The following is a 25,428-nucleotide window of genomic DNA, read 5'->3' as shown; positions in this document are numbered from 1 at the left end:
CCCCACCACAACACGCACCCCCCGGCACATTCGGCGCAGCCGCCCCCCGCCGCCGCGCCCGCCACCCGGCCCGCGCTGAAAAAACGCCCCAAATGCCGCGCCCCGCCCGACCCGGGCGCCGCCGCCCCCCCCAGGGCTGTGCCTTATTATGAGCGTGCCGCGGCGACAGGGCTTGCCGACGCCCAGTATGCGATGGCGCAGGTCTATGCCAATGGCGTCGGCGGCAAGACCCGCGACGATGCAAAGGCCCGCAGCTTGCTGGCACAGGCTGCCAGGCAGAACTACGACACCGCGCAGATCGATCTTGCCGCCTGGATGATCGAGGGCCGGGGCGGTGTTCGCGACCTGAAATCCGGCTTCAACTGGATGAAGCAGGCAGCTGAAGGCGGCAATGTCGCTGCCCAGAACCGGTTGGCAAAGCTCTATATGGGCGGCATCGGAACCGACCCCGACCTGATCCTGGCCGGGGCCTGGTATGTGGTCGCCCGCCGCGCCGGCCTTATCGATCCGGAGATGGACGATTTCCTGCAAGGGCTGACCGACGATCAGACAAAGCAAGCCTTGCAGAAGGCCAACCGCCTGCCCTGACACGCAACGTCACTGTGTATGATCCAGCACGACCTTGCCGAAGGGAGAGCCGTGTTCGAGATGGCGAAAGGCCTGCGCTGCCTCTGCCCATGGGAAGACCCGGTCGATCACCGGCCGCAGCCGATTGACGGCGAGCGCCCGGTTCATCGCTTCGAAGGACTCGCGCGAGCCGACCGGTATGCCGCGTGCTTTCACCTGGCGGCGGAAGATGTCGAGCGGATTAATCACCCCTTCGCTGCCGCCGAGATAGCCGATGACGTTGATCTGGGCGCCGCGCGCCGACGCCTTGAGCGACTGCGCGAAACTTTGGGGACCACCGACTTCGATGATGTGGTCCGCGCCGCGGCCATCGGTCAGCGCCAGCACGGCCGACGACCAATCCGGATTGTCGCGGTAGTTGACGCCATCATGCGCGCCAAGCCCCTTCGCCCGGGCAAGCTTCTCATCGCTGCTCGACGTAACAATGACGCGCGCGCCGGCCGCCCTTGCCAACTGCACGGCAAACAGCGACACGCCGCCGGTGCCGAGGCTGAGCACGGTTTCGCCTGGCTTGAGCTTGCCCTCGGTGAACAACGCATGCCAGGCAGTGACCGCGGCGCAAGGCAACGTCGCCGCCTCGACATCGCTGAGCTGCGCCGGGGCGATGACCGCCGCCTGTTCGTCCAGCCGGGCGAATTCGCTTAGCAGCCCATCGATGGGGCCACCGCGCTGGTATGAGGGTTCGGCCATGGCGAAGCTGCCGCCGACCCATCGCTGCCAGAACGTGCCGCAGACCCGGTCGCCGACCTTGAAGCGGCTGACCTCGGAGCCAAGCGCAACGACCTCGCCGACGCCGTCGGAAAGCGGCACCAGCGGCAAGGGGAATGTCGTGTGATAGCTGCCGCGCGCGATCTCGACATCGCGGTAGTTGAGCGCCGTGGCCCTGACCTTGACGATCATCTCCTGGCGGCCGGGTTCCGGCATTGGCCGTTCGACCATCTTGAGATTGTCGATGCCGCCTGGGCTCTGCAGTTCGATTGCCTTCATTGTCGTCCTCCTTTCGTTTGAAAGGAAAATTGCTTGCCAGGCGATGGATTTCAAATTCATAATGTTTACAATGATTATGCCTACGAGACATGGTTCTGGCTATGCTTGAGGAATTGCGCACGCTCGCCCTGTTTGCCGAGGAGGGCTCGATCCAGAAGGTCGCCCGGCGCCTGCCGCTGACCCAGCCGGCTGTGACCCGGCAAATCCAGCGGCTGGAGGACATGCTTGGCACGACGCTGCTCGACCGCCGGCAAAAGCCGCCGCGACTGACGCCGACGGGGCTGGAAGTGCTGGCGCGCGGCCGCGATATCATCGCTTCCGTAGAAGCGCTGAAATCCTTCGCCGGAAAGACCGAGCCGGAAGGACTGTTCCGCCTGGGTCTCGCCCATGGCCTCTCGGACCGCGACATCGCCGGGGCCATCGCCAACGCCGCGGCGGCGTTCCCGAAAGTGTCGCTACGGCTCAAGACCGGCTGGAGCGCCGAACTGATCGATCAATTCGAACGCGGCGAGCTCGATGTGACGATTGTTCTGCGATCGTCGGATAAGCCAGGTCCGGAAGCGCTTGGCACTGAACGTCTTGGCGTCATAGCTGCGTCCACCGTCCCCGATCCGGAAGACGGTGGCCGGACACCCATGCCGTGGGTGCTTAGTCCGGCCCCTTGCGACGCGCGCCAGAAACTCATGTCCGTTCTGGTCGGCGGAAGGCGTTATTTCGAGATCGCGGCGGAGATACAGGATCCGGCCTTGCAGATGGAATGGGTCCGTCGGGGGCACGGCCTTGGGCTAGTGCCGTTGCGTCTTGCAAGGCGCGGACTTCCCGACGGCCTCATGCTGGTCAACACGGAAGATGTCGACCTTTCCTTGCAGGTCGCCGCACTTCGTTCGCCTCATCTCAACCGGCTGACTGAGGCTGCGGATGCCATAGTCGAGGCCGTCGGCAAAGTCATTGCAGCCCAGGTTTGAGGCTACCAGCCGCTGTCGGGCGATCTGGCATCCCTTGCCTCTCCTGCCGATTTGTGGTCTTGGGGGCCCGAAATCGCTTGTCCAGCGACCATCCCCATACCAACGGCCAAGCCGTTGGTAGCATCCCGGATCAATCTCATCATGGCCAAGATCAATGGCAACGAAATCCGTCCCGGCTATGTCATCGAGCACGATGGCGGCCTTTGGGTGGCGGTCAGGACCAACACCGTCAAGCCCGGCAAGGGCGGTGCCTACAACCAGGTCGAACTGAAGAACCTGATCAACGGCACCAAGCTCAACGAGCGCTTCCGCTCGGCCGAGACCGTCGAGCAGATCCGGCTCGATCTGAAGGATTTTTCCTTCCTCTACGCCCAGGACGACGCGCTGGTGTTCATGGACACGCAGAGCTACGAGCAGCTCGAGCTGGCGAAGGATTTCGTCGGCGACCGCGCCGCCTTCCTGCAGGACGGCATGATGGTGACGGTCCAGCTCTATGAGGACAGGCCGATCGGCATTTCGCTGCCCGACCAGGTGACGCTGACCATCACCGAGGCCGACCCGGTGGTGAAGGGCCAGACGGCCGCGTCCTCGTACAAGCCGGCGGTGCTGGAAAACGGCATCCGCGTGCTGGTGCCGCCATTCATCGGCGCCGGCGAACGCATCGTCGTCGACACCAACGAACTCACCTACATGCGCCGCGCAGACTGACGCGTAGGCAGGAACAGATACGATGGCACGCTCCGCACTTCTCAATGTCATGGTCCAGGCCGCCATGAAGGCCGGCCGCTCGCTGTCGCGCGATTTCGGCGAGGTGCAGAACCTGCAGGTGTCGATGAAGGGACCGGGCGACTATGTCAGCCAAGCCGACCGCAAGGCCGAGGACATCCTGTTTGCCGAACTGTCGAAGGCACGGCCGGGCTATGCCTTCCTTATGGAAGAGCGCGGCATGATCGCAGGGGACGACGACCAGCACCGTTGGATCGTCGACCCGCTCGACGGCACCACCAATTTCCTGCACGGCATTCCGATCTTTTCCATCTCGATCGCGCTGGAGCGACAGGGCCAGTTGGTCGCCGCCGTCATCTACAATCCGGCAATGGATGAGCTCTACACCGCCGAGCGCGGCGGCGGCGCCTTCATGAACGATCGCCGGCTGCGCGTTGCCGGCCGCAGCAAGCTCACCGACTGCGTCATCGGCTGCGGCGTGCCGCATCTCGGCCGCGGCCAGCACGGCAATTTCCTCGTCGAGTTGCGCAATGTGATGGCCGAGGTCTCGGGCGTGCGCCGCCTGGGTTCCGCCGCGCTCGATCTCGCTTATGTCGCCGCAGGCCGCATGGACGGCTTTTGGGAAACCGGCCTGTCGGCCTGGGACATTGCCGCCGGCCTGCTGCTGATCCGCGAGGCCGGTGGCTTCGTCTCCGACATGGATGGCGGCCAGGATATGCTCGAGGCGGGTTCGCTCGTCGCTGGCAACGAGGTCATCCAGCGCGCGCTGCTCAAGGCGGTGAAGAAGCCGCTTTCGGCGCGCTGATCACTTGGCATGCCGGCGCGGCGCGCTGAAGCGCCGCAGTCGCAAAACCGCAATCAAAGCTTGAAATACTGCCCGGCGGCCGCCCAGATAAGGGTGACGCAGGATCTTTTATGACGAGCATACCTTCACTATCCTCGCGAGAAGCGCAGCCAGACCAGCCAATTGAAATCCCTTTTGTCGGGCGTTGGCACTATTCGCGTGCGGAGATGATCGCCGATGGCATCGTCCACGCGGTCGGCATCGTGCTGGCGATAGCCGCCGGCTCGGCGTTGCTGGCGCTGGCCGCCTTCCATGCCGGTCCCGGCGAATACATCGCCGCCGCCTTCTTCGTGGTGTCGCTGCTGACTGTGCTGTCGATTTCGCTGACCTACAATCTGTGGCCGGTGACGTCGCCGGCGAAGTGGATCTTGCGGCGCTTCGATCATGCGGCGATCTATCTCCTGATCGCCGCGACCTACACGCCCTTTCTGGCCCAGCTCGACGGCTCGCCGCTGGCGCTGCCGATGATTGTCCTTGTCTGGACCGCTGCTTTGACCGGCATTGCCATGAAAGTGTTCCTGCCCGGCCGCTTCGATCGTCTGGCCATTGTCTTCTATCTCGCCACCGGCTGGAGCGGCGTCGTCCTGGTCAAGCCGCTGGTGGCGACGTTGCCGACGACCTCGATCGCGCTGATTGTCGCCGGCGGCATCGTGTACTCCTGCGGCGTCATCTTCTTCGCCTGGAAACGCCTGCGCTTTCACAATGCCCTCTGGCACGGCTTTGTCGTCACCGGCGCCGGGCTGCATCTTGCCGCCATGGTCGACTGCCTGGTCGTCAACCGCCTCTGAACGGCGTGGTGCGGCCCGACAGTCGGGCAATATTGCCAAGCGCCATTCAATTTGGTCACAATTCCGTTTAGAGTCGCGAATTACGTGATCGGCGGCACTGGAGCAGTTCCAGGGAAGTATGAGCGGCTTCCCGTTCGGAATTGCGTCAAGGCAAATAGAGCATCGGAAACGGGGCACGGATGGCTTTTCTCAGATCCTTCGGCGTGGGCAGGCGTTCTGATGTCCTGATGTACGATCCGCACAAACTGTCGAGCCCGCAGGTCTTCCTCCTGACCATGGTCATCTTCCTGGTCATCGTCGCCTTCATCGCCGCCATCCTCACCCGCCAGATCTCGACCGCTTTCGGGAGCAATCCCGGCCTCAACGGCCTGATCGTCGGCGTCCTTGTGGTCGGCATCCTGCTCGCCTTCGCCCAGGTCGGACGACTGTTTCGCGAAGTGCGCTGGGTCAATTCCTTCCGCGCCGGTTCCGAAACCACCGAGCCGGTGCTGCTGGCGCCGATGAAGGCGATGATCGGCCGCTCCTCGACGGTGGCCTTCTCGACGTCTTCGATGCGCACCATGCTGGATTCGATCGCCACCCGCCTCGACGAAAGCCGCGACACGTCGCGCTATCTTGTCGGCCTGCTGGTGTTCCTCGGTTTGCTCGGCACCTTCTGGGGCCTGCTCAACACCATCGGCTCGATCCGCGAAACCATCGAATCGCTCGATCCCGGCACCGGCGACGCCGCCGCCGTGCTCGATTCGCTGAAGCAGGGGCTGTCGGCGCCGCTGGCCGGCATGGGTACGGCCTTTTCGTCCTCGCTGTTCGGCCTTTCCGGGTCGCTGGTGCTAGGCTTCCTCGACCTGCAGGCCGGCCGCGCCCAGACCCGCTTCTATACCGAGCTTGAAAACTGGCTGTCCTCGGTCACCGATCTCTCCTCCGACATCGCCGTCGCCGACCCGGCCAAGACTGAATCCTCCGACGAGATCCGGGTCCTGTCGGAACGGCTGCGCAGCATGCAGGAAAGCGGCGGCGGCTCCAATCCGCGCGTCGCCACCGCCATGGCCAATCTCGCCGACGGCATTTCCGGCCTGGTCAAGAACATGCGCTCCGAGCAGCAGATCATGCGCGACTGGGTCGAGGCCCAGTCGGACGAGCAGAAGGCGATGCGCAACACGCTGGAAAAGATCGCCGACGCGCTGAAGAAACCCGGGGTCCACTAGCATGGCTCTCGCCAGGGGCCGGCGCACCGATCGCCGGATCGACTATTGGCCGGGCTTCGTCGACGCGCTGTCGACGCTGCTGCTCGCCATCATGTTCCTGCTCACCGTTTTCGTGCTGGCGCAGTTCCTGCTCGGACGCGAACTCTCCGGCAAGGATACGGCGCTCACGCGCCTCAACTCGCAGATCAACGAACTGACGCAGTTGCTGGCGCTGGAGCGCTCGAGCGCGCAGGACAAGGACGATTCGCTGGCCAATCTGCAGGCGTCGCTGTCGGCCGCCGAAGCTGAGAAGAGCCGGCTCGAGCAGCTGCTGGCGCAAGGTGCCGGCGCCGGCGACGCCGCCACCCAGCGCGCCGCGGAACTCGGCGGCGAACTCGACAGCCAGCGCCAGATCAGCCAGCAGGCGCTGAGCCAGGTCGAGATCCTCAACCAGCAGATCGCGGCGCTGCGCAAGCAGATCGGCGCGCTCGAGGATGCCCTCAACGTCTCTGAAACGCGCGACCGCGATTCCAACACCAAGATCGCCGATCTCGGCCGTCGGCTCAACGTCGCGCTGGCGCAGCGCGTGCAGGAGCTGAACCGCTATCGCTCCGACTTCTTCGGCCGCCTGCGCGAAATCCTCGCCGACCGCGAGAACATCCGCATCGTCGGCGACCGCTTCGTCTTCCAGTCGGAAGTTCTGTTCCCGACCGGGTCGGAAGTGATCAACGATGCCGGCAAAGTCGAGATGAAGAAGCTCGCCGATGCCATCATCGAGTTGCAAAAGGAAATCCCGCCCGAGATCAACTGGGTGCTGCGCGTCGACGGCCACACCGACAACAAGCCGCTGTCCGGCGCCGGCCGCTATCGCGACAATTGGGAATTGTCGACGGCGCGTTCGACCTCGGTGGTCAAGTTCCTGATCGAGAACGGCGTGCCCGCCAACCGGCTGGTTGCGGCCGGCTTCGGCGAATTCCAGCCGCTCGACCCCGCCGACACCGAAGACGCCCGCAACAAGAACCGACGCATTGAACTGAAGCTCACCGAACGGTGATTTTCAGTCCCGCGAAATTGTTTGCCGGCTCAACTCTAGGGCGCAACGCCAGGTCGGCAAGGCCTGAAAACATTATCTTTCTTTAATTACACTTCGCGTTTCCGGGCTCCTACTTTGACGCGCAGGGCCGAGAACCGCCGGCGATGCCTCCCATCGCGACGCGACGGAACCGGACGGCCCGCTTCCGGAAGGCGGAGCGAAAGCGCTTGCCCCTTCCATAGCAGGAGGAGACGCACATCATGCGCTCTTTGAAGACTCTCAGGACCGCAACCCTCACGACACTTCTGATCACTGTTCCACTCGCCGGCGCCTATGCCGCCGGACATCACAAGGGCGCCCTCGACGCCAGCGACCCGACCGACATGACCGGTCCGCGTGTGACCGGCCTGATCGAGCAGGTGCGGGGCGTCGAACAGGGCATCACGGATGCGCGCGAGACGAAGGGCATCTCGACCTCGGAAGCGCAGTGGCTGCATCTGCGTGCGGCGCATATCGGCCAGGCCGCCGAAGGGGTCGCCGCTTCGGACCATGGCCGGATCCCGGCCGCGCAATATCACGATCTGCTGCGCCGCCTCGACAATGTCGATCAGAGGCTGATGTCCGACACCGGCAGCGGCTTCATGATCGGTGATGGCTCCGACGGCGGGAATTATCCGAACGGCTGAGGTCCGTTCTGATATCTCCAGGAATGAGGAAGGGACTGTCTGACGCCCGCGGGATCTGGTTCCGAGGGCGTCTTTTTTGTCACCAGCCCAGCCACAGCGCAGCGAGGGCCAGCACCGCCGGCACGGTCTGAACATACAGGATCTTCCGGCTGGCAGTCGCCGCGCCATAGAGCCCGGCGACGGCGATGCAAAGCAGGAAGAACACCTTGATCTGGAATCCCGCCGCGCCGAGATAGAGGCCCCAGATCAGCCCGGCGGCAAGGAAGGCGTTGTAGAGCCCCTGATTGGCGGCGAGCACCTTCGATGCGCTGGCGAAGTCCGGCTTGAGGTTGAACGCCCTGTGCCCGCGCGGTGTGTCCCACGCCACCATCTCCAGATAGACGATGTAGAGGTGGATCAGGGCCACCAGCCCGACCAGGATATTGCCGATCATCTTAGTCTCCCCTGCATGGCGGTGTTCCACCGCCAGCCAGCATTCCACGCACAAGCTCATCGGCGCAAGCTGCATAGCCACCTTTGAGGGTTGCCAATCCTGGCGCGTTGGTATCTTTTCCCGCGGTCCAAAACGCGGAACCTGCCATGTCTTTTCAGAAGCTCGATGATCTCGGCCACAAGCTCGAAGCGCTGGAACATGCGCTCGCTATCCTCGGCGCCGACGAGGCGACCCACATGGCCGTCGGCGGCGGCGAGAAGCGCGCCGAAGCGATGGCTTCCCTTGCCGGCATGCTGCATATCAGGGCAACGGCGCCGGAGATCGCCGACTGGCTCGCCGCTGCAGAAGCTGAAGCGCTCAACGAGGAGCAGCAAGCCGCGGTCCGGGAGTTGCGCCGGCAATACACCAACCTGACCTGCCTGCCGGTCGAATTCGTCGAGCGCCAGACGGTGGCGCGTATGCGCTCCGAGCAGCTCTGGCGCGACCTGCGCGGCAAGAATGACTGGGCCGGATTCCTGCCGGCGCTCGAAGGTGTCATCGCGCTGGTGCGCGAGGAAGCCGCCCTGCGCGCCGACGCGCTCGGCCTCGATCCCTACGACGCACTGATGGAGCAATACGATCCTGGCAACCGCGCCGCCGACATCACGCCGGTCTTCACCGAGCTGAAGACATTCCTGAAGGGCTTCGTGCCGGAAGCGCTGGCCGTACAGGAAGCGCGACTGGCCAAGCGCCCGCTGAAGCCGCTCTCCGGCAGCTATGCGATCGACAAACAGCGCGAGCTTGGTCTCGCCATGATGGCTTCGGTCGGCTTCGACCTCACCCATGGTTCTCTGTCGGTATCGCACCATCCCTTCTGCGGCGGGGTGCCGAGCGACGTTCGCATCACCACCCGCTACAAAACGTCCGATTTCCTGTCGGCTTTGATGGGCGTGCTGCACGAGACCGGCCATGCGCTCTACGAGCAGAACCTGCCGAAGGCCTGGGCGCACTGGCCGCTCGGCAAGGCGCGCGGCATGGCGGTGCATGAAAGCCAGAGTCTGTTCGTCGAGAAACAGGTCGGCCGCAACCCCGAATTCTGGCGCTGGGCGCTGCCCGTGGTCGAAAAGCATCTCGGCGAAGCCTGGTCGCTCGACGACATCCTGCCGCATGTGCACCGGGTCGAGCGCGGCCTGATCCGCGTCGACGCCGACGAGGTCACCTACCCGCTGCATGTCATCCTGCGCTACGAGTTGGAGCAGGAGCTGGTCTCGGGGCGGCTGCAGGCGGCCGACCTGCCCGAAGCCTGGGACGCCAAGATGCGGGAGTATCTTGGCCTTTCGACGATCGACAACCCAGCCGACGGACCGATGCAGGACGTGCATTGGCCGGGCGCCGCCTTCGGCTATTTCCCGTCCTATACGCTGGGCGCTATGATGGCGGCGCAGCAATGGGCTGCGCTGACGCGCGACCATCCTTCAGCCGACAGCGACCTCGCCAAGGGCAATTTCGCCGCCATCAATGACTGGCGCCGCGACAATATCTGGTCGCAGGGATCGCGCTGGTCGACGCCCGAACTGCTTGAGCGCGCCACCGGGGAAAAGCTCAACGCCGCGTATTTCACCGAGCATCTCCGCAAGCGGTATGGTCCCGCCTGATTGCGGGTTGCTACTCCGCGGCACCCCTGAAGGCGCTTGCTCCGGTTTCGAACTGCAGCTTGGCCAGCCTTGCATAGATGCCGCCCTTGGCGACCAGGCTCTGGTGCGTGCCTTCCTCGACGATGCGGCCGCCATCCATGACCAGGATGCGGTCGGCCTTCAGCACGGTCGCCAGCCGGTGGGCGATGACGATGGTGGTGCGGCCCTGCATCAGCCGTTCCAGCGCCGTCTGCACCAGCGTTTCGCTTTCGGCGTCGAGCGCCGACGTGGCTTCGTCGAGCAGCAGGATCGGCGCGTCGCGCAGGATGGCGCGGGCGATCGCCACGCGCTGACGTTGGCCGCCGGACAAGGTGACGCCGCGCTCGCCGACCTGGCTATCGTAGCCCTTGTCGAGCCGCAGGATGAATTCGTCGGCCAGCGCATCCCTGGCGGCGGCCTCGATCTCGGCATTCGTCGCGCCCGGCCGGCCAAAGCCGATATTGTCGCGCGCGCTTGCCGCAAAGATGGTGACATCCTGGGGCACGATGGCAATGCGCTCCCGCACTTCAGCCGGATCGGCTTTGCGCACGTCGACACCGTCAATGGCGATGCGGCCGGTTTCGGGATCGTAGAAGCGCAGGATCAGCGAAAAGACGGTGCTCTTTCCGGCGCCCGACGGGCCGACGATCGCCACCGTCTCGCCGGGCTTGACCTGAAAACTCAAGCCGTGGACGGCGGCACGGTCCGGCCTTGCCGGGTAGGAGAAGGAGACGTCGTCGAAACTGATCGCGCCTGTCGCCTTGGCGGGCAGCGGCAGCGGATTGGCCGGCGGTTGAATCGCCGGCGTCTCGTCGAGTATCTCGGTCAGCCTTTCGGCCGCACCCGCCGCCTGGGCAAGCTCGCCCCAGACTTCCGACAGTGCGCCCAGCGCGCCTGCGGCAAACACGGAGTAAAGCAGGAACTGGCCGAGCGTGCCGGGCGACATCGTGCCGGCAAGCACGTCACGCGAGCCGAACCACAACACCGCCACGACCGAGGAAAAGATCATGAAGATGGCAAAGAAGGTGAGCAGCGAGCGGGAGAAGATCGACGAGCGCGCCGCCTGGAAGGCGGCTTCCACCGCGGCCGAGAACCGCCCGGTGACCAGCGTCTCGTTGGTGAACGCCTGCAGCGTGCGCACCGCGCCGATCTGCTCGCTGGCATAGGCGGTCGCTTGCGCCAGCGTGTCCTGCGCCTGCCGTGACCGGCGCCTCACCGAACGGCCGAACGCGACCAGCGGCAGCACGATGAGCGGAATGGCCGCGATCACCAGGCCCGACAGTTTCGGGCTGGTGACGACCATCATCGCCACCGCGCCAAGGCCGAGGATGACGTTGCGCAACGCCACCGAGGCGGTGGCGCCGACGGCGGATTTCACCTGCGTGGTGTCGGCGGCAAGCCGCGAGACGATCTCGCCCGATTGCGCGGTGTCGAAGAAGGACGGCGAAAGCGTCGTGACATGCGAAAACACGTCGCTGCGGATGTCGGCAACGACCCGCTCGCCGAGCGTGATGACGAAGTAGTAGCGTCCGGCCGATGCCGCCGCCAGAATGGCTGCCATCGCCACCAAAGCAGCGAAATATTCGGCGATGAAGACGGTGCCGGAAGCGCTGAAACCGTGGTCGATCATGCGCCGCACGGCCAGCGGCAGCGCCAGCGTCGTCGCTGCGGCGATGGCGAGCGAAATGAGGGCGCCTATGACCAGTTTGCGGTAGCGGAATATGTAGGGATATAGGCGCCTGAGCGGCCCGAGCGAGCGCCTGCGCCCGTCTTGCTCGCCGCTGATGTCCGCCATGACCGTTTCCTCTGGCCGCTCCAGGTGGGCGCGTTCAATATGCGCCTGCCGTGGCCTTGTGATTCAATTCCGGCTGATGTATAGGCTCGCCGACCGTTTTAGAAGCCGTGGCTTTTCAATAGCTGCGGCTTCGAGTTTTAAAAAGGGGCGCATCGACGCAGGCCGCGGGCCCGTCTGTAGCGCCGCAAGCCAGGAAGCACGACAATGAAGGCCGATATCCATCCCGACTACCACACCATCAAGGTCGTCATGACCGATGGCACCGAATACTCGACCCGTTCGACCTGGGGCAAGGAAGGCGATACGATGAACCTCGATATCGACCCGACCACGCACCCGGCCTGGACCGGCGGCCAGCAGACCCTGCTCGACCGCGGCGGCCGCCTGTCGAAGTTCAAGAAGCGCTTCGAAGGCTTCGGCCTTTAAAGTTTACCTGTATCGCTGAATAAAGAACCCGCCTTTGTGGCGGGTTTTTTGTTGCCGTCAAAGTCAGTCGCTTCAAGCTAACGCGCCGATACCTCCCGCTTGTGGGGAGGTCGGCCCAAGGGTCGGGTGCGGTCCGACGCCTCCACCCTGCTGCTTCGAAGCGACCCTTCCCAGAGTGGTGCGAGCCTACCCGTCCACTAATTCCCGCAGCGCCATACGCTTGTAGGCGGCGACCAGCCTGTCGCCCTCCTGCCGGTCGACCGAGATCGCCAGCCGCACGGCAGCCTCGCCCATCTGCCAGACCAGAAACGCTGTGGTCTCCAGCGCCACCGGATCGGCGCCGGGATGCAGCCGCTTCAGCACCATGGTCAGGAATTCGGCATTCGCCCGGCTGTCGGCGAGTTCGAGCTGGCGCAGCGCCTTGTCGGCCTGCGTGCCCGACCAGATGTCGCGCATCACCGGCTCGGCCAGGAACAGCTGATAGTAGATATCCACCAGCTCCGAAAACGCCTGCCGCAGGCCCTCGGCGTCGACGACATCCTTGAGCGCCGAGGAGATGCAGGCCTGGCTTTCGGCGGTGTAGCGCTCGGCCAGCGCCCAGACGATCGCCCGCTTGTCGGGAAAGAACTGGTAGAGCGAACCGATCGACACCGCGGCCCGTTCCGCCACCTCGCCCATGCGCATGGCGTCGCTGCCTTGCTCGGCAATCAGCGCCGAGGCTGCGGCCAGCATGCGCTCGACGCGCTCGCGGCTGCGCTGCTGGGTGGGCGCCCGTCGCGGCGATGCGACCTGCTCCTGGGCAGATGCGGGCGTTGCTGTGTCTTCCATGACGGCCTCCGGCCTCGACAAAATCTGCCAACAAACGGATTGACTCGCAAAATACGAGGGTTTATCACGTTTTGCAAATGTGAGGATTACTCATATTGTAAACAGAGGAAAACCACAATGACCGATACCAAACCAGTCCTGATCCTCGGTGGCACTGGCAAGACCAGCCGTCGCCTCGCCGAGCGGCTGACCTTACAGGGCATTCCCGTGCGCATCGGCTCGCGTTCCGGCAGCCCCCGCTTCGACTGGGAGGTTCCGGCGACCTGGGAGCCTGCCATGCAGGGCGTGGGCGCCGTCTACATCAGTTACTATCCCGACATCGCCGTGCCGGGCGCCGCCGAGACCGTCCGCGCCTTCGCCAGGCTTGCGGTGGCAAATGGCGTCACCCGCATGGTGCTGCTCTCCGGCCGCGGCGAGACCGAAGCCCAGCGCGCCGAAGAGATGGTCAAAGCCTCGGGAGCTGACTGGACGATCCTGCGTTGCGCTTGGTTTTCGCAGAATTTCAGCGAAGGTTTTCTCGTCGAGTCCTTGCGGCAAGGCGAAGTGGCTTTGCCCGTCGGCCCTGTTGGCGAGCCCTTCGTCGATGTCGACGACATCGCTGATGCTGCCTTCGTTGCGCTGACCGAACCGGGTCATGTCGGCCAGCTCTATGAGTTGACCGGGCCGCGGCTGCTAAGCTTCGCCGACGCGGTTGCCGAGATCGCCAAGGCGACCGGCCGCGACATCCGCTATATCAAGATCTCGCATGACGAATTCACCGCCGCGACGGCGGCATACGAACTGCCGCCCGAAATCGCCTGGCTGCTCAACGAGCTGTTCACCGAAGTGCTTGACGGCCGCAACGAGACGCTGACCGACGGCGTCCAGCGTGTGCTCGGCCGCGCGCCGAAAGACTTTTCCGCCTACGCAAATGAAACCGCTGCAACCGGCATCTAGAGCAACTGAGATGATCAAGCTTTTTCCCACCCTCACCATCATCGCTGCAATCGGCTCGGGCGTCGTCGGCGGCGTGTTCTTCGCCTTTTCCAACTTTATCATGGCGGCGCTTGCCCGGCTGCCGGTCCCCCAAGGCATCGCGGCGATGAATTCGATCAACATCACGGTGATCACGCCCACCTTCATGACGGCGCTGTTCGGCACCGGCCTGCTCTGTCTGGTGCTTATCGCCGCCGTTCTCATGGGGTGGAGCCAGTCCGGCTTATACTGGCTGCTTGCCGGTGCCGTGATCTATTTGATCGGCAACCCGATCGTGACCATGGTCTTCAATGTGCCGCTCAACGATGCGCTCGCCGCCGTCGACCCGGCCAGCGCCAATGGCGCAGCCGTGTGGGCGAACCATCTGAACCATTGGGTGATGTGGAACCACGTCCGCACCATCACCGCCATCGTGTCGATGGCCTGTTTCATCTTCGCATTGCTATGAAAAATGGCACTTCGCAAACGCAAGGACCTCGCCTCAAGCGGGGTCCTTTTGCGTGTGACCCTTGCGGTCGGAATGACCGAGATCGCGGCCCGGATCGATGACGTCGCGCACCAGCTGCTTGAGCTTGGCGGCATCGGGAAAGCCGCCGTCGCGCTTGCGGTCCCAGACCAGCACATCGTTGCAGGAAACGGTGAAGATGCCGCCTGTGCCCGGCACCAGCGTCACTTCACCAAGATCCGTGCCGAAGGTGGAGAGCAGTTCCTGCGCCATCCAGCCGGCCCGCAACAGCCACTGGCACTGCGTGCAATAGATGATGACGATCCGAGGTTTATCAGGGAGGCTCATTCATGTGTCTCGCGGGTGCGAACGGTTGTGCCGGCAACCCGATCATGGATCGGCTCATTGCCCAACGCTATCGTTATTCCGATCCAGACCGGCCAGACCAAAGACAAGCGATCGCGACCAAGGCGGGCACGAATTCCAACCAAGCATTGCTCGGCGCAGGTCGCGGAAAGCTCCCCCAGGTCTGAAAGGCAAACCAGGCCCCTGTCAGTACGACGGGGAAAGTGCCGAGAACTTGATCACCTGTCGACGAAACGCCTTTCGCAAGGGCAAGCCTCTTCTCTGCCAGTCATTCTCGTCATAAACGACGAGCACCAAAGCCCGCATCGCAGCGGCAAGTGGAATCCCTTCGCCGGTCATCTCCCCTCCCGTCGATCACTGACTGATCTATACGTTGGGTGGGGAGTCCTTGGCTACGGCGTTCGCCTACACTTCCGTGTGACGGTCAGAAACTCATGCCGCGCTTAGCTTGGCCATGGTCTCGTCGTCGACCTCGAAATTGGCGTAGACGCTCTGCACGTCGTCATCGTCCTCGAGCGTTGCGACCAGTTTCATCAGCGATTGCGCCCGCTCTTCGTCGACCGGGACATTGTTCTGCGGCTGCCAGATCGGCTTCACCGATTCGGCCTCGCCAAGCGAGGCTTCCAGCGCCTTAGACACTTCGCCCATACTCTCGAACGCACAGTAGATGGTGTGGCCTTCCTCGTCGGACTCGACGTCATCGGCGCCGGCCTCGATCGCCGCGTCCATCACCTTGTCGGCGCTGCCGGCGGAGGCCGGATAGTAAATCTCGCCGGCGCGGTTCCACATGAACGACACCGAGCCGGTTTCACCAAGCGCACCCCCGGCTTTGGTGAAGGCGGCGCGCACGTTCGAGGCCGAGCGGTTGCGGTTGTCGGTCAGCGCCTCGACGATCAGCGCCACGCCGCCTGGCCCATAGCCTTCATAGCGCACCGCTTCGTAATTCTCGGCATCGCCCATCGATGCCTTGTTGATGGCGCGCTGGATGTTGTCCTTCGGCATCGACACCGCCTTGGCGTTCTGAATGGCCAGGCGCAAACGCGGGTTCATCGACGGATCCGGTGTTCCGCTCTTGGCGGCGACGGTGATTTCGCGCGCCAGCTTGGAAAACATTTTCGACCGCACCGCGTCCTGCCGGCCCTTGCGGTGCATGATGTTCTTGAACTGTGAATGGCCGGCCATGGCACCCCTGTCGTCTTCGGCTAGAGCATCCCGAAGCGAGGTGGTCTCACCTCGTCCTCCCGGGTACTCGAATTCAAATTTTCAGAGCCGTCCAAGGTGCAACGCGATGGATGCACGGCGTTCTCTGTCGGAATGGCCGGCTTATAGATAAATCGGCTCAATTCGTCCAGCCGCGCCGGTTCAGCCCTCCAGATCGGACTTCAGCCGGTCGATAATGCTGAGCGCATGGCCGGCATACTGGCTGATCCAGCGGTCGTGGATGTGCTTGATCGGCAGCGCGTTGAGATGGTTCCAGCGCTCTCGCCCTTGGCGCTTTGCCACCACCAGTTCGGCTTCTTCCAGCACCTTGAGATGCAGCATGACGGTGCAGCGATCGATGTCGGGAAACGCCTCGCACAACATGCCGGTCGTCTGCGGCGCATCCTTCAGCCGATCCAGCAATTCGCGACGGCGCGGATGCGCCAACGCCTTGAAAACGTGATCGTCTGCGGTTTGGCTTGACATGTTATGTTTCTATAACATATCGTCGAGCCAATCAAGGAGGAGCTGTGGATATGTCTCTTGGATTCAGAGTTTCCGGGCGCATCGGCAAACCGGTCGCCGAAGTCTTCGACGCCGTCGTCAATCCCAAAAAGCTGAGTGGCTATTTCACCACCATCGGCGGCGCCAGCGCGCCGCTGAAGGCCGGCACCGGGGTGGTCTGGTGGGGCAAGGTGCCCGTCGAAGTCGATGAGGTGATCAAGGACCGCCATATCGTGCTGCGCTGGGATGCCACCGATGCCGAAGGCAAGCCCGCCTACAAGACACGCATCGAGATGAACTTCGAGCCGCTGGACGATGGCGGCACCCTTGTGACCATTGCTGAATCCGGCTGGCCGGAAGGCGTGGTCGGCCTGCAGAAATCCTACCTCAATTGCGAGGGCTGGTCGCAGATGCTGGCCTGCATGAAGGCCTATGTCGAATACGGCATCAATCTGCGCGACGGCTACTACCGCGGCGAGATGAGGGGCGAGCCGGCCAACGAGACAAACAGATGAACAGCGCAACGGAGCCCGCAATGACCGCGAAAATGACAGGTGGAATCAACATCGCCATGAAAGTCCCGTCACATCAGTACGAGGCGACGATCGCCTTCTATCGCGACGTCGTCGGCTTGAATCCATTCACCGCCAAGACGCCGGCCATCGGCTTCGAGCTTGGCCCAAACCGTCTGTGGATCGACGAGGCGCCGATGCTGAGCCAGGCCGAAGTCTGGCTTGAGCTTTTCACCGACAATTCTGCAGCCATTGCGGATCATCTCGCCAAGGCCGGCGTCGTCCGTTGCGACGCGGTCGAGCCCCTGGGCGAAGGCTTTCGCGGCTTCTGGATCGCCAACCCGGCCAGCATCGTTCACATGGTGCGCGAGCCTGACGCCTGGTGAGCGCAAACCGGACAAGGAAAGGAGCATCGATGGAAATTCACAAAACGCCGACTGCCGAAGCCGGCATGCTGATCAGGCGGCCGGTCGCCGAGGTCTTCGAGGCGATCGTCGACCCGGCCATCACCACGAAATTCTGGTTTACCCACAGTAGCGGCCGGCTGGATAGCCGCAAAGAGGTTCGCTGGGAGTGGCGCATGTACGGGGCCTCGGCGATGGTCAATGTCAGCGAGATCGTCGAGAACAAGAAGATCGTCATGCAATGGAGCGATCCGCCGACCACTGTGGTCTGGACATTCACGGAGATGCCCGGCGCCGAAACGGCTGACGGTGCGACCTTTCTTGAGGTCAGCAATTTCGGCTTCGCCGGCACCGCCGACGAGCAGGTCAAGCAGGCGGTCGGCTCGACCGACGGCTTCGCACTGGTTCTTGCCGGCGCAAAGGCATGGCTGGAACAGGGCCTGTCGCTTGGCCTGATCGGCGACCGTTATCCGAAGGGCGTGCCGGGGCGCTAGGATCGCCCCGATCGCCCAGCCTCAATGCCCACCGCTGGATTTCTTCCTTCGCCGCGCCAGCATGTTGAGGCCCTCGACCAGGGCGGAAAAGCCCATCGCGGCGTAGATGTAGCCCTTCGGCACATGATAGCCCATGCCGTCGGCGATCAGCGTCATGCCGATCATCAGCAGGAAGCCCAGCGCCAGCATGACGATGCTCGGGTTCTTGGCGATGAAATTGGCCAGCGGCCCGGCCGCCAGCATCATCACGCTCACCGCCACGATCACGGCGATGTACATGATGGCAATCTCGTCGGTCATGCCGACGGCGGTGATGATCGAATCGATCGAAAAGACGAGATCGAGCAGCAGGATCTGGAAGATGGCGCCGGCAAGCGAGATCTGCAGCGTCTCGCCCATCATCGTATCCTTGTGGTCGTCGGGATCGACGGTGTGGTGGATTTCCTTGGTCGCCTTCCAGACCAGGAACAGGCCGCCGGCAATCAGGATCAGGTCGCGCCAGGAAAAGCCATGGCCGAACGCTGTGAACACCGGCGTCGTCAGCTGCACGATGATGGAGATGGTTGCGAGCAGCACCAGCCGCATGATCAACGCCGCCGAGATGCCGAGACGGCGGGCGCGGGCGCGCTGCGCCTCAGGCAATTTGTTGGTCAGGATCGAGATGAAGATCAGATTGTCGATGCCGAGCACGACCTCGAGGACGATCAGCGTCAGCAACGCGACCCACGCGGTTGGATCGGAAACAAATTGAAAATGCGGCGCAAAGAACTCGATCAGCTGCATGGAGGTCGTCCCCTCTTTAACGATCTAGAGCAGTTTCGTCGCCAGTTAGGTACTTTACTCGACTATATCAATGTCAAGACCAGAAGGATGGCGCGGTTTCTTCGAGCCGCGGCCCGCGACGAAAAGGCGCGATCTTCTCGGTCAGGCCGGTGCGGTCGGAAATAGTGACGCCGACGCCGCACAATGTCGCCGGTCCGGTCGCCGCCTCGAAGCGGCCTTTCGGCACTTTCGACAGGAAGCGGTTGAGCGGCTCTTCCTTGTCCATGCCGAGCGAGGAATCATAGTCGCCGCACATGCCGGCATCGGACATGTAGCCGGTGCCGCCGTTGAGGATCTGGTGGTCGGCCGTCGGCTGGTGCGTATGGGTGCCGATGACGAGGCTGGCGCGGCCGTCGACGAAATGCGCGAAGCACATTTTCTCCGAGGTCGCTTCGGCATGGAAGTCGATGACCACGGCATCGGCCTGCTCGCCCAGCGGACAGGCGGCCAGCTCGCGCTCGCCGGCCTGGAACGGATCGTCGAGCTCGGGATGCATGAACACCCGGCCCATGATGTTGGCGACCAGCACGCGCGCGCCGTTTTTGGCGATATAGACGCCGGAACCGCGCCCCGGCGTGCCCTTGGGGAAGTTGGACGGACGCAAGAAGCGCTCCTCGCGCGGCGCGAAGATCAGTGCGTCGCGCTGGTCCCAGACATGGTTGCCGGTGGTGACGACATCGGCACCGGCGGCGATGGTGTCGCGAAAAATGTCTTCGGTGATGCCGAAGCCGCCGGCGGCGTTCTCGCCATTGACGATGACGAAGTCGAGTTTGAAATCCGAGATCAGGCCGGGCAGTTGTTCCCACACCGCCGTACGTCCCGATTTGCCCACCATGTCGCCGAGGAAGAGAAGTCTCATGCCCACTTCTATCCAGAGGCACGGACGCTAGGCAAGCGCTACCCGGGCGATTGGCGCTAACGCCGGCCGAAAGTACCACGCTGCTGTTGAGGCGGCTTGGCGCTCGCGCCCGCGACGCGAACTGCCGAAGGCATCATCGGTGACGCCGGCGGCGCGGTGCGTCCGCGCAGCCAGAAGAACCACACGTAAAAAACAGTGAACCCACCAGTAGCGGCCAGGAGCAACAGCCCGCCGCGCCAGCCCTTCATCGCCGCGGTATCGAGGATCGATGGATTGGCAGGGTTGTAATACAACTTCACCGCGTCGCCTTTGGACGCCGTGTAGAGGCCGATGTCCTTTCCCTTGCCGGACCACGTCATCGGTGCATCGTTCGCGACATAGGTGACAGCGACGTTGATGCCTTTCGCGGTGAGGCCATTACCCTGGGCTTCGCTGTAGGAACTGACATCCGTCACTGTGGCAACCGTCTGATGCCAGGCGAACTGGTGGTGCAGGGCCGTTCCGGAAATGTGCAATGCCATCGCGAACAGCGTTACCGCGATGAGGACGAACGGCATCAGCAGGAAGCGTGCGAAGACAAACATGATGGCCGCCATCGGCTCGGACTGTGTTGCCGGAATACTATCCGGCACGTCTTGGAAACGCGTTAAGCGGGATCGCGGTCTTTTAAGCGATGTCGAAGCGGCGCAAACCGCTCTCGGTGAGTATTTCCGGGATGATGACGTCGTGCGCCTCATCCGGCACGAGACCCACCTCCTGGCAATCGAAAGCGATGCCGATCAGTCGTGGCGGCTGGCCCTTGTCGATCAGCCTGGCGATGGCGCGGTCGTAATAGCCGGCGCCATACCCGATGCGATGACCGCGGCTGTCGAAGGCCGCGAGCGGCACCAGCATCACCGCGGGATCGAGAACCTCGGCCTCCGCATGCGGACCGACCGTGCCAAAACCCATCTCGACCATCGGCGCGCCGCGCACCAGTTCGCGAAAGACGATGGTGGTCTTGTCGAGGATGGCCGGCAGGCAAAGCCTGGCCCCCTTCTCGCGCAAGGCGAACATCAGCGGCCTGATGTCGACTTCCGATCGCATCGGCCAGAAAGCTGAAACGATCTGACCCGGCTCGATGGCGAGGTGGTCGCGCGCCGTCTCGGCCATCTCAAGCGCGATCTCCACCCGCCACAGCGGATCGAGCGCATCGCGGCGGCCGAGTGCCTCGAGGCGCAGCTGCTTTTTCAGGGCTTTGGGAGATGTCATCCGCGGACGATAGAAAAGGTCGGATCTGGGTGACGTTTCATGAGCGACGTTTTCTACCACATCATCCGCCAAACTGGGCGGATACAGGTAAGTGACGATCCACACAACCGGTGGAGAGAGCGATCCCGGGAACCTACAAAGTAGGTGGGCGCCGTATGAGAAAACCCACGGGTCTTCCCAGGGACAGCTCCCTAAGGATCGTTAAGGCCCCGGGGAAAATGTTCTCCTGCCGGGAAGCGCAGACCGCCAAGCCCAATATAGGCGGCTGGTCGGTCAAGCGCTAGTGACATGAGCCGATGTTTCCATTTCGATCTCACACGCTTTCGTCGCAGCCGGCTCGCCCTTGCACAGGTCAAGCAGCGTCCTTACGGTCGCGCTCATCAACCGAGGAGCAAGTATGCGTTTCGAAGGCACGGCGGCCTATGTCGCCGACAAGGATCTGATGGTGGCGGTGAACGCCGCGATCGCGCTGGAGCGGCCATTGCTGGTCAAGGGCGAGCCGGGCACCGGCAAGACCGAGCTTGCCCGCCAGGTGGCATCGGCGCTCGGCCTCGACCTGATCGAATGGCACGTCAAGTCGACCACCCGTGCGCAGCAGGGACTTTATGAGTACGACGCCGTCTCGCGGCTGCGCGACAGCCAGCTTGGGGATGCCAGGTTCAACGACATCAAAAACTACATCAAGCGCGGCAAGCTCTGGGACGCCTTCGCGGCCGGCAAGAAGGTCGTGCTGTTGATCGACGAGATCGACAAGGCCGATATCGAATTCCCCAACGACCTTTTGCAGGAACTCGATCGGATGGAGTTCTTCGTCTACGAAACCGGCGAAACGATCCGCGCCGCTGTGCGCCCCATCGTCATCATCACTTCCAACAATGAGAAGGAACTGCCCGACGCCTTCCTGCGCCGGTGCTTCTTCCACTACATCCGCTTTCCCGATGTCGACACGCTGCACAAAATCGTCGACGTGCACTATCCCGGCATAAAGCAGAATTTGGTGCGTGCTGCCCTGACCCAGTTCTACGAGATCCGCGATATGCAGGGGTTGAAGAAGAAGCCGTCGACCTCCGAGGTGCTCGACTGGATCCGCCTGCTGGTCGCCGACGACATCGCACCCGAGGATCTGCGCGCCGACCCCAGGAACGCGCTGCCGAAACTGCACGGCGCGCTGCTGAAGAACGAGCAGGACGTGCATCTGTTTGAGCGCCTTGCTTTCATGGCCAGGCGGCAGGGATAAGGATCGGCGGGCGGGCTGAGCGCTATGAGCGGGCTTCGGCCGATCACTCGGCCGCCGCAAGCCCTGTCTCCTGCGGCGCGACGCGCTTCGGCCCGAAGATGACGAAGCCGATGACCGACAGGGCGAGAACGCCGATCCCGCAATAGAGCATGACCCAGCCGAAACCGTTGACCAGCGCGGCATGCACGATGGCGCCGGATGGGTCGAGGGCTGCGAGCTTCGGCGTCCCCTGCGCAAGGCCCTCCAGATTGCCGGTGGCGACCCTTTCCGCCAGTGCCCGCAACTCATCCGGCTCCAAAGCCGCGCCGAGTGTGGCCCGCAGGTGGGAAACGATACCTTGCGTCAGCAGCAGGCCGAGCACCGCGATGTTGATAGCGAGCGTGATCAGGCGTGCGCTGATGTCGATGCCGGACGCCATGCCGGCACGATCCGGCGATACCGCGCCGGTCGTGGTATTGGTGGTCGGCGAATTGGTGAGACCGATGCCGATGCCGGCAATCAGCGTGCCGGGCAGCATGGTCAGCCAGGTGGCGCCCTCGAGCCTGGAGCCGATCCACATGGCGATGAAACCGATCCCTAGCGTCAGCAGACCGAGCGGGATGGCAATTCGTGCCTGATAGCGCGCGCGAATGCGCTCGGCGATCGGCGGCATCACCATGAAGGGCAGCGTGTAGACGAGCAATAGCAGGCCGGTCGTCGTGCTGTCGTAGCCGAGAACGCCGGAATAATAGATCGGCAGATAGATGATGAACGGCCAGTAGCTGAAATTCATGCCGATGGCGCCCATGATCGCGCCGGAAAACTGGCGGATGCGGAACACGGAGAAATCGAACATCGGATAGGGATTGACCCTCTCGGCGACAAGGAAAGCGATGAACGCAGCCACGGAGGCTGATATCACGCCGATGCGGGCGCTGTTCCCGAGATCCGCACCCTGCGTAATCAGATAGGAGAAGCCGAACACAGAAGCCGACAGCGTCAGCATGCCGGCCCAGTCAAGCTTCTGGGCGTTGTGATCGCGCGATTGCGTGACACCGGCGCCGATAAAGGCGAGCGCCAGGATCGCCAGCGGCACGTGGATGAGGAACACCCATTGCCAGTTCGACAGCGCCACGATCAAGCCACCGATGGCGGGCCCGAAACCGAGCCCGATGCCTGAGACGACGCTCCAGGCGACGAAAGCCTTGCCGCGTTCGCGGCCGTCCTGGAACTGATGCGACAGCACGGCGACGCTGCAGGTCAGCATCGCGCCGCCGGCGAGACCTTGCAGGAAGCGGGCGGCGATCAGCAGCGCCGCACTCGGCGCCAGGCCGCACAGCAGCGAGGCGAGGCCGAAGGCGACGGTGGTGATCACCATCACGCTCTTGCGGCCGAAACGGTCGGCCAATGTCCCTGTCGCCATCAGCACCGTGGTGCAGGCAATGGTGTAGGCGTTCATGATCCATTGCAGGTCTTTGAAATCGGCGGCGAGCACGCTTTCCAGTTTCGGCAGGATCACCGGCACGCTGGAGATTTCGAGCCCGAACAGCAGCGACGCCAGGCACACGCCGGTGAGCGCTATGGTGTTTCGTTGAATTGGCATATCGAACTCTTTCCATCCGAGCATGAGGCGCTCTTCAAACCGCGACCGGTTTGAGATAGAGGAGACTCGACCATGAAAAAAGGCTATGCTCGGCTATATCAGAAATGACAAAACGGAATGATTGGCCCAATGGAGTGCTGCGATGACCAGTCTTGATGTGGACGCCGTACGAACCTTTGTGATGGTGGCCGATCTGCAGAGCTTCACCCAGGCGGCATCGGCGCTGGGCAGCACGCAGGCGACGATCAGCGTCAAGCTGCGCCGCCTTGAGGAGAAGCTCGGCGCGCGATTGATCGAAAGAACGCCGCGCCGCGTCAGCCTGTCGGCACGAGGCGCCGTCTTCCTCCCCGCCGCGCGCGACTTCCTTGCCGCGCACGAGCGCGCCATGGCGGAGTTTGCGTCAGCACCGTGCCGGCTTGCGCTCGGCTTTGTCGATCATGCCGCCGGTCCGGCGCTGTCCATTCTGATTGCCCAGCTCCATGCGCACGATCCATCGCTGACGCTCAGTTTGAGGATCGATACCAGCACGGTGCTCAAGGAAGCTTTCGATCACGGCGAGCTCGACGCGGTTATCGTGCACCGCGAAGGCGACAGCCGTCCTGGCCGGACCTTGTCGCGCAACCACTATGGCTGGTTCGCCGCACCTTCCTTCGAGTGGCAGCGCGGAACGCCGTTGCGCCTCGCGCTCTTAAGCACCGTGTGCAACTGTCCGGATCGTGTGCGGGCGGTCGAGGCGCTGGACAAAGCAGGCATCGCCTGGGAGGAGGCCTTCGTCGGCGGCGGCGGCGCGGCCGTCAACATTGCGATATCGGCGGGCTTTGCCGTTTCGGCGCTGGCTCACTGCGTCGCTCCGCCCGGCCTGATCGAGGTTGGCCGCAAGCTCGGCCTGCCGTCGCTTGACCCCTCCGAAGTGGTCCTGCATTCGCACAATCTGGCGCCGCGGGCGCGTGACGCGCTGCAAATGCTGGCGACCGCATTTCGCGAGTACAATTCGCCGGTGGATTAGGCGATGGTGTTTCCGATCTGATTCCGCCGGAATCCGATAAGGCCTTGGAGGAACCGAAATGACCGAGATCACCGTCCGCCCGCTGGCGCTGGCCGACCATGCCGACTGGCGGCGGCTGTGGACTGCCTACCTCACCTTCTACGAGACCAAGCTGCCGGACGAGGTCTACGACATCACCTGGAAACGACTGTTCACGGAAGGTGAATTCGAACCGAAGGGGTTTATCGCCACGCTCGACGGCAAGGCGGTCGGCCTGACCCATTATCTCTATCACCGCTCCGGCTGGTCGGAGAAAAACAACTGCTACCTGCAGGACCTGTTCGCCGACCCTGATGTGCGCGGCAAGGGCATCGGTGCGGCCCTCATTGAAGCGGTCAAGCAGGAAGCCGGCAAGATCGGCGTCAAGAACGTCTATTGGATGACCCACGAAACCAACGCCACAGCGCGCAAGCTCTACGACCATGTCGCGCGGCGGACAGGTTTTATCGAGTATGATCTGCTATGATGCGAGCGCGGTCGAAATAACGCGGAAGGAGCCGAATGATCCGCTATGTCGGAATCCTGGATGGCAGTGACGGCGTTTGGGGAGTGCGGATGCCCGATCTCGCCGGCTGCCACGGGGCCGGCGCAAACCCGGCGGAAGCGATAGCCGATGCCGCCTCGGCTATGCGCGAATGGGCGGAAGCCCGCATCGCAAAGCACTTGCCCATGCCCAACCCACGACTGTGGCAAATCTTCTGCAATCCGGCGAAATCGACAGTGCCCGTGGCGACTCCGCCGTGACCGTTCGGCATAGA

The 25,428-nt window shown here is 63.3% G+C and carries 32 protein-coding genes and 1 other RNA gene; 19 read left to right on the top strand and 14 right to left on the bottom strand.

What is annotated here, in order from left to right; genetic code table 11:
* A partial coding sequence (locus NKI88_RS07170; protein ID WP_352654386.1) for a tetratricopeptide repeat protein occupies positions 1–588 on the top strand: 588 nt, incomplete at its 5' end.
* 9 nt (positions 589–597) lie between these two features.
* On the opposite strand, the gene NKI88_RS07165 is transcribed toward NKI88_RS07170, so the two are convergent.
* Positions 598–1,614 carry a zinc-dependent alcohol dehydrogenase family protein gene (locus NKI88_RS07165; RefSeq protein WP_023704896.1) on the bottom strand — a complete coding sequence of 339 codons (1,017 nt, stop codon included), beginning with the start codon at positions 1,612–1,614 and terminating at the stop codon, positions 598–600.
* Between the two features lie 89 nt (positions 1,615–1,703).
* Here NKI88_RS07165 and NKI88_RS07160 point away from each other — a divergent pair, with 89 nt between their 5' ends.
* The 7 genes from NKI88_RS07160 (at position 1,704) to NKI88_RS07130 (ending at position 7,840) form a co-directional block, all read left to right on the top strand.
* Positions 1,704–2,579: a LysR family transcriptional regulator gene (locus tag NKI88_RS07160; protein WP_023724301.1), complete on the top strand. Its 876-nt coding sequence runs from the start codon at positions 1,704–1,706 to the stop codon at positions 2,577–2,579.
* Positions 2,580–2,720: 141 nt separating this feature from the next.
* Positions 2,721–3,287 (top strand): elongation factor P, encoded by a 567-nt coding sequence (efp, locus tag NKI88_RS07155; RefSeq protein WP_023668757.1) that lies wholly within the window; start codon positions 2,721–2,723, stop codon positions 3,285–3,287.
* 22 nt (positions 3,288–3,309) lie between these two features.
* On the top strand, positions 3,310–4,110 hold the full coding sequence (locus tag NKI88_RS07150) for an inositol monophosphatase family protein (protein WP_023684166.1): 801 nt from the start codon (positions 3,310–3,312) through the stop codon (positions 4,108–4,110).
* Positions 4,111–4,220: 110 nt separating this feature from the next.
* Entirely contained in the window at positions 4,221–4,937 is a 717-nt protein-coding gene (gene trhA, locus NKI88_RS07145) for a PAQR family membrane homeostasis protein TrhA (protein ID WP_023704897.1), read from the top strand.
* A gap of 179 nt (positions 4,938–5,116) precedes the next feature.
* On the top strand, positions 5,117–6,142 hold the full coding sequence (locus NKI88_RS07140; protein WP_023668754.1) for a MotA/TolQ/ExbB proton channel family protein: 1,026 nt from the start codon (positions 5,117–5,119) through the stop codon (positions 6,140–6,142).
* A gap of 1 nt (position 6,143) precedes the next feature.
* Positions 6,144–7,175, top strand: coding sequence for a peptidoglycan -binding protein (locus NKI88_RS07135; RefSeq protein WP_023684164.1), 1,032 nt, complete (start codon positions 6,144–6,146; stop codon positions 7,173–7,175).
* 239 nt (positions 7,176–7,414) lie between these two features.
* The gene (locus NKI88_RS07130) at positions 7,415–7,840 is read left to right on the top strand and encodes a hypothetical protein (protein WP_023827021.1); all 426 of its coding nucleotides are present in this window, start codon (positions 7,415–7,417) and stop codon (positions 7,838–7,840) included.
* A gap of 79 nt (positions 7,841–7,919) precedes the next feature.
* Here NKI88_RS07130 and NKI88_RS07125 read toward each other — a convergent pair whose 3' ends face one another.
* Entirely contained in the window at positions 7,920–8,273 is a 354-nt protein-coding gene (locus NKI88_RS07125) for a DUF1304 domain-containing protein (RefSeq protein ID WP_023711988.1), read from the bottom strand.
* A 146-nt stretch (positions 8,274–8,419) separates the two neighbouring features.
* On the opposite strand from NKI88_RS07125, the gene NKI88_RS07120 reads away from it, so the two are divergent.
* Positions 8,420–9,907, top strand: coding sequence for a carboxypeptidase M32 (locus NKI88_RS07120; RefSeq protein ID WP_352654383.1), 1,488 nt, complete (start codon positions 8,420–8,422; stop codon positions 9,905–9,907).
* Between the two features lie 10 nt (positions 9,908–9,917).
* On the opposite strand, the gene NKI88_RS07115 is transcribed toward NKI88_RS07120, so the two are convergent.
* Entirely contained in the window at positions 9,918–11,720 is a 1,803-nt protein-coding gene (locus NKI88_RS07115; RefSeq protein WP_023744980.1) for an ABC transporter transmembrane domain-containing protein, read from the bottom strand.
* Between the two features lie 204 nt (positions 11,721–11,924).
* On the opposite strand from NKI88_RS07115, the gene rpmE reads away from it, so the two are divergent.
* A complete protein-coding gene (rpmE, locus tag NKI88_RS07110) occupies positions 11,925–12,146 on the top strand; it encodes a 50S ribosomal protein L31 (RefSeq protein ID WP_023668748.1) in 222 nt (73 codons plus the stop codon).
* A 186-nt stretch (positions 12,147–12,332) separates the two neighbouring features.
* Here the strand turns inward: rpmE and NKI88_RS07105 are convergent, their stop codons facing one another.
* Entirely contained in the window at positions 12,333–12,974 is a 642-nt protein-coding gene (locus NKI88_RS07105) for a TetR/AcrR family transcriptional regulator (RefSeq protein ID WP_023684159.1), read from the bottom strand.
* Between the two features lie 117 nt (positions 12,975–13,091).
* On the opposite strand from NKI88_RS07105, the gene NKI88_RS07100 reads away from it, so the two are divergent.
* Positions 13,092–13,910: an NAD(P)H-binding protein gene (locus NKI88_RS07100; RefSeq protein ID WP_352654380.1), complete on the top strand. Its 819-nt coding sequence runs from the start codon at positions 13,092–13,094 to the stop codon at positions 13,908–13,910.
* 10 nt (positions 13,911–13,920) lie between these two features.
* On the top strand, positions 13,921–14,397 hold the full coding sequence (locus NKI88_RS07095) for an anthrone oxygenase family protein (RefSeq protein WP_352654378.1): 477 nt from the start codon (positions 13,921–13,923) through the stop codon (positions 14,395–14,397).
* A gap of 33 nt (positions 14,398–14,430) precedes the next feature.
* Here NKI88_RS07095 and NKI88_RS07090 read toward each other — a convergent pair whose 3' ends face one another.
* The 4 genes from NKI88_RS07090 to NKI88_RS07075 all read right to left on the bottom strand — a co-directional run bounded on the left by NKI88_RS07090 (position 14,431) and on the right by NKI88_RS07075 (position 16,446).
* Positions 14,431–14,742 carry an Rdx family protein gene (locus NKI88_RS07090; RefSeq protein WP_352654376.1) on the bottom strand — a complete coding sequence of 104 codons (312 nt, stop codon included), beginning with the start codon at positions 14,740–14,742 and terminating at the stop codon, positions 14,431–14,433.
* Positions 14,743–14,946: 204 nt separating this feature from the next.
* Positions 14,947–15,099 (bottom strand): hypothetical protein, encoded by a 153-nt coding sequence (locus NKI88_RS07085; RefSeq protein ID WP_352654374.1) that lies wholly within the window; start codon positions 15,097–15,099, stop codon positions 14,947–14,949.
* A gap of 93 nt (positions 15,100–15,192) precedes the next feature.
* On the bottom strand, positions 15,193–15,942 hold the full coding sequence (locus NKI88_RS07080; protein ID WP_023668740.1) for a YebC/PmpR family DNA-binding transcriptional regulator: 750 nt from the start codon (positions 15,940–15,942) through the stop codon (positions 15,193–15,195).
* Between the two features lie 180 nt (positions 15,943–16,122).
* Entirely contained in the window at positions 16,123–16,446 is a 324-nt protein-coding gene (locus tag NKI88_RS07075; protein ID WP_023668739.1) for an ArsR/SmtB family transcription factor, read from the bottom strand.
* 50 nt (positions 16,447–16,496) lie between these two features.
* On the opposite strand from NKI88_RS07075, the gene NKI88_RS07070 reads away from it, so the two are divergent.
* From NKI88_RS07070 to NKI88_RS07060, 3 genes are read left to right on the top strand one after another with little or no spacing between them, the layout of a single operon-like run.
* The gene (locus NKI88_RS07070; RefSeq protein ID WP_023668738.1) at positions 16,497–16,979 is read left to right on the top strand and encodes an SRPBCC domain-containing protein; all 483 of its coding nucleotides are present in this window, start codon (positions 16,497–16,499) and stop codon (positions 16,977–16,979) included.
* 20 nt (positions 16,980–16,999) lie between these two features.
* Positions 17,000–17,362, top strand: coding sequence for a VOC family protein (locus NKI88_RS07065; RefSeq protein ID WP_023700266.1), 363 nt, complete (start codon positions 17,000–17,002; stop codon positions 17,360–17,362).
* Between the two features lie 29 nt (positions 17,363–17,391).
* Positions 17,392–17,874, top strand: coding sequence for an SRPBCC family protein (locus NKI88_RS07060; protein ID WP_352654371.1), 483 nt, complete (start codon positions 17,392–17,394; stop codon positions 17,872–17,874).
* 21 nt (positions 17,875–17,895) lie between these two features.
* On the opposite strand, the gene NKI88_RS07055 is transcribed toward NKI88_RS07060, so the two are convergent.
* From NKI88_RS07055 to ssrS, 5 genes are all read right to left on the bottom strand, one after another.
* Positions 17,896–18,657 (bottom strand): TerC family protein, encoded by a 762-nt coding sequence (locus NKI88_RS07055; RefSeq protein ID WP_023694576.1) that lies wholly within the window; start codon positions 18,655–18,657, stop codon positions 17,896–17,898.
* Between the two features lie 73 nt (positions 18,658–18,730).
* A complete protein-coding gene (locus NKI88_RS07050; protein ID WP_023716055.1) occupies positions 18,731–19,555 on the bottom strand; it encodes a TIGR00282 family metallophosphoesterase in 825 nt (274 codons plus the stop codon).
* Positions 19,556–19,611: 56 nt separating this feature from the next.
* Complete coding sequence (locus NKI88_RS07045) at positions 19,612–20,139, bottom strand: DUF3592 domain-containing protein (RefSeq protein WP_196813862.1); 528 nt, start codon at positions 20,137–20,139, stop codon at positions 19,612–19,614.
* Positions 20,140–20,221: 82 nt separating this feature from the next.
* Positions 20,222–20,806, bottom strand: coding sequence for a 5-formyltetrahydrofolate cyclo-ligase (locus NKI88_RS07040; protein ID WP_023832606.1), 585 nt, complete (start codon positions 20,804–20,806; stop codon positions 20,222–20,224).
* A 92-nt stretch (positions 20,807–20,898) separates the two neighbouring features.
* A non-coding RNA gene (gene ssrS, locus NKI88_RS07035) (6S RNA) lies at positions 20,899–21,054 on the bottom strand.
* 149 nt (positions 21,055–21,203) lie between these two features.
* Between ssrS and NKI88_RS07030 the strand changes: the two genes are divergently transcribed.
* Positions 21,204–22,043 carry an AAA family ATPase gene (locus NKI88_RS07030; protein WP_352654368.1) on the top strand — a complete coding sequence of 280 codons (840 nt, stop codon included), beginning with the start codon at positions 21,204–21,206 and terminating at the stop codon, positions 22,041–22,043.
* A 43-nt stretch (positions 22,044–22,086) separates the two neighbouring features.
* Here NKI88_RS07030 and NKI88_RS07025 read toward each other — a convergent pair whose 3' ends face one another.
* Positions 22,087–23,625 carry an MFS transporter gene (locus NKI88_RS07025; RefSeq protein ID WP_023668730.1) on the bottom strand — a complete coding sequence of 513 codons (1,539 nt, stop codon included), beginning with the start codon at positions 23,623–23,625 and terminating at the stop codon, positions 22,087–22,089.
* A gap of 142 nt (positions 23,626–23,767) precedes the next feature.
* Between NKI88_RS07025 and NKI88_RS07020 the strand changes: the two genes are divergently transcribed.
* Genes NKI88_RS07020 through NKI88_RS07010 form a run of 3 tightly spaced genes read left to right on the top strand, consistent with a single transcriptional unit; the run spans position 23,768 to position 25,414 of the window.
* Positions 23,768–24,631 carry a LysR family transcriptional regulator gene (locus NKI88_RS07020; protein ID WP_023698426.1) on the top strand — a complete coding sequence of 288 codons (864 nt, stop codon included), beginning with the start codon at positions 23,768–23,770 and terminating at the stop codon, positions 24,629–24,631.
* Between the two features lie 58 nt (positions 24,632–24,689).
* Positions 24,690–25,136: a GNAT family N-acetyltransferase gene (locus NKI88_RS07015; RefSeq protein ID WP_023668728.1), complete on the top strand. Its 447-nt coding sequence runs from the start codon at positions 24,690–24,692 to the stop codon at positions 25,134–25,136.
* A gap of 35 nt (positions 25,137–25,171) precedes the next feature.
* Positions 25,172–25,414, top strand: coding sequence for a type II toxin-antitoxin system HicB family antitoxin (locus NKI88_RS07010; RefSeq protein WP_031204429.1), 243 nt, complete (start codon positions 25,172–25,174; stop codon positions 25,412–25,414).
* Positions 25,415–25,428: the final 14 nt, after the last annotated feature.

Source organism: Mesorhizobium sp. M0317, assembly GCF_040321555.1.
Taxonomy (GTDB): Bacteria; Pseudomonadota; Alphaproteobacteria; order Rhizobiales; family Rhizobiaceae; genus Mesorhizobium.
Note: the sequence above shows the minus strand (reverse complement) of the source record. Positions and strands in the feature narration are given on the sequence as shown.

Excerpts from the sequence above, each read along its gene's own strand:
- NKI88_RS07115 (WP_023744980.1), bottom strand. The coding sequence starts at position 11,720 with ATGGCGGACATCAGCGGCGAGCAAGACGGGCGCAGGCGCTCGCTCGGG.
- NKI88_RS07065 (WP_023700266.1), top strand. The coding sequence starts at position 17,000 with ATGACCGCGAAAATGACAGGTGGAATCAACATCGCCATGAAAGTCCCG.
- NKI88_RS07165 (WP_023704896.1), bottom strand. The coding sequence starts at position 1,614 with ATGAAGGCAATCGAACTGCAGAGCCCAGGCGGCATCGACAATCTCAAG.
- NKI88_RS07130 (WP_023827021.1), top strand. The coding sequence starts at position 7,415 with ATGCGCTCTTTGAAGACTCTCAGGACCGCAACCCTCACGACACTTCTG.
- NKI88_RS07150 (WP_023684166.1), top strand. The coding sequence starts at position 3,310 with ATGGCACGCTCCGCACTTCTCAATGTCATGGTCCAGGCCGCCATGAAG.
- NKI88_RS07050 (WP_023716055.1), bottom strand. The coding sequence starts at position 19,555 with ATGAGACTTCTCTTCCTCGGCGACATGGTGGGCAAATCGGGACGTACG.
- NKI88_RS07055 (WP_023694576.1), bottom strand. The coding sequence starts at position 18,657 with ATGCAGCTGATCGAGTTCTTTGCGCCGCATTTTCAATTTGTTTCCGAT.
- NKI88_RS07100 (WP_352654380.1), top strand. The coding sequence starts at position 13,092 with ATGACCGATACCAAACCAGTCCTGATCCTCGGTGGCACTGGCAAGACC.
- NKI88_RS07090 (WP_352654376.1), bottom strand. The coding sequence starts at position 14,742 with ATGAGCCTCCCTGATAAACCTCGGATCGTCATCATCTATTGCACGCAG.
- NKI88_RS07105 (WP_023684159.1), bottom strand. The coding sequence starts at position 12,974 with ATGGAAGACACAGCAACGCCCGCATCTGCCCAGGAGCAGGTCGCATCG.
- NKI88_RS07060 (WP_352654371.1), top strand. The coding sequence starts at position 17,392 with ATGGAAATTCACAAAACGCCGACTGCCGAAGCCGGCATGCTGATCAGG.
- NKI88_RS07025 (WP_023668730.1), bottom strand. The coding sequence starts at position 23,625 with ATGCCAATTCAACGAAACACCATAGCGCTCACCGGCGTGTGCCTGGCG.
- NKI88_RS07030 (WP_352654368.1), top strand. The coding sequence starts at position 21,204 with ATGCGTTTCGAAGGCACGGCGGCCTATGTCGCCGACAAGGATCTGATG.
- NKI88_RS07095 (WP_352654378.1), top strand. The coding sequence starts at position 13,921 with ATGATCAAGCTTTTTCCCACCCTCACCATCATCGCTGCAATCGGCTCG.
- NKI88_RS07140 (WP_023668754.1), top strand. The coding sequence starts at position 5,117 with ATGGCTTTTCTCAGATCCTTCGGCGTGGGCAGGCGTTCTGATGTCCTG.
- trhA (WP_023704897.1), top strand. The coding sequence starts at position 4,221 with ATGACGAGCATACCTTCACTATCCTCGCGAGAAGCGCAGCCAGACCAG.
- NKI88_RS07040 (WP_023832606.1), bottom strand. The coding sequence starts at position 20,806 with ATGACATCTCCCAAAGCCCTGAAAAAGCAGCTGCGCCTCGAGGCACTC.
- NKI88_RS07080 (WP_023668740.1), bottom strand. The coding sequence starts at position 15,942 with ATGGCCGGCCATTCACAGTTCAAGAACATCATGCACCGCAAGGGCCGG.
- efp (WP_023668757.1), top strand. The coding sequence starts at position 2,721 with ATGGCCAAGATCAATGGCAACGAAATCCGTCCCGGCTATGTCATCGAG.
- NKI88_RS07135 (WP_023684164.1), top strand. The coding sequence starts at position 6,144 with ATGGCTCTCGCCAGGGGCCGGCGCACCGATCGCCGGATCGACTATTGG.
- NKI88_RS07010 (WP_031204429.1), top strand. The coding sequence starts at position 25,172 with ATGATCCGCTATGTCGGAATCCTGGATGGCAGTGACGGCGTTTGGGGA.
- NKI88_RS07070 (WP_023668738.1), top strand. The coding sequence starts at position 16,497 with ATGTCTCTTGGATTCAGAGTTTCCGGGCGCATCGGCAAACCGGTCGCC.
- NKI88_RS07015 (WP_023668728.1), top strand. The coding sequence starts at position 24,690 with ATGACCGAGATCACCGTCCGCCCGCTGGCGCTGGCCGACCATGCCGAC.
- NKI88_RS07160 (WP_023724301.1), top strand. The coding sequence starts at position 1,704 with ATGGTTCTGGCTATGCTTGAGGAATTGCGCACGCTCGCCCTGTTTGCC.
- NKI88_RS07075 (WP_023668739.1), bottom strand. The coding sequence starts at position 16,446 with ATGTCAAGCCAAACCGCAGACGATCACGTTTTCAAGGCGTTGGCGCAT.
- NKI88_RS07085 (WP_352654374.1), bottom strand. The coding sequence starts at position 15,099 with ATGACCGGCGAAGGGATTCCACTTGCCGCTGCGATGCGGGCTTTGGTG.
- NKI88_RS07125 (WP_023711988.1), bottom strand. The coding sequence starts at position 8,273 with ATGATCGGCAATATCCTGGTCGGGCTGGTGGCCCTGATCCACCTCTAC.
- rpmE (WP_023668748.1), top strand. The coding sequence starts at position 11,925 with ATGAAGGCCGATATCCATCCCGACTACCACACCATCAAGGTCGTCATG.
- NKI88_RS07120 (WP_352654383.1), top strand. The coding sequence starts at position 8,420 with ATGTCTTTTCAGAAGCTCGATGATCTCGGCCACAAGCTCGAAGCGCTG.
- NKI88_RS07045 (WP_196813862.1), bottom strand. The coding sequence starts at position 20,139 with ATGTTTGTCTTCGCACGCTTCCTGCTGATGCCGTTCGTCCTCATCGCG.
- NKI88_RS07020 (WP_023698426.1), top strand. The coding sequence starts at position 23,768 with ATGACCAGTCTTGATGTGGACGCCGTACGAACCTTTGTGATGGTGGCC.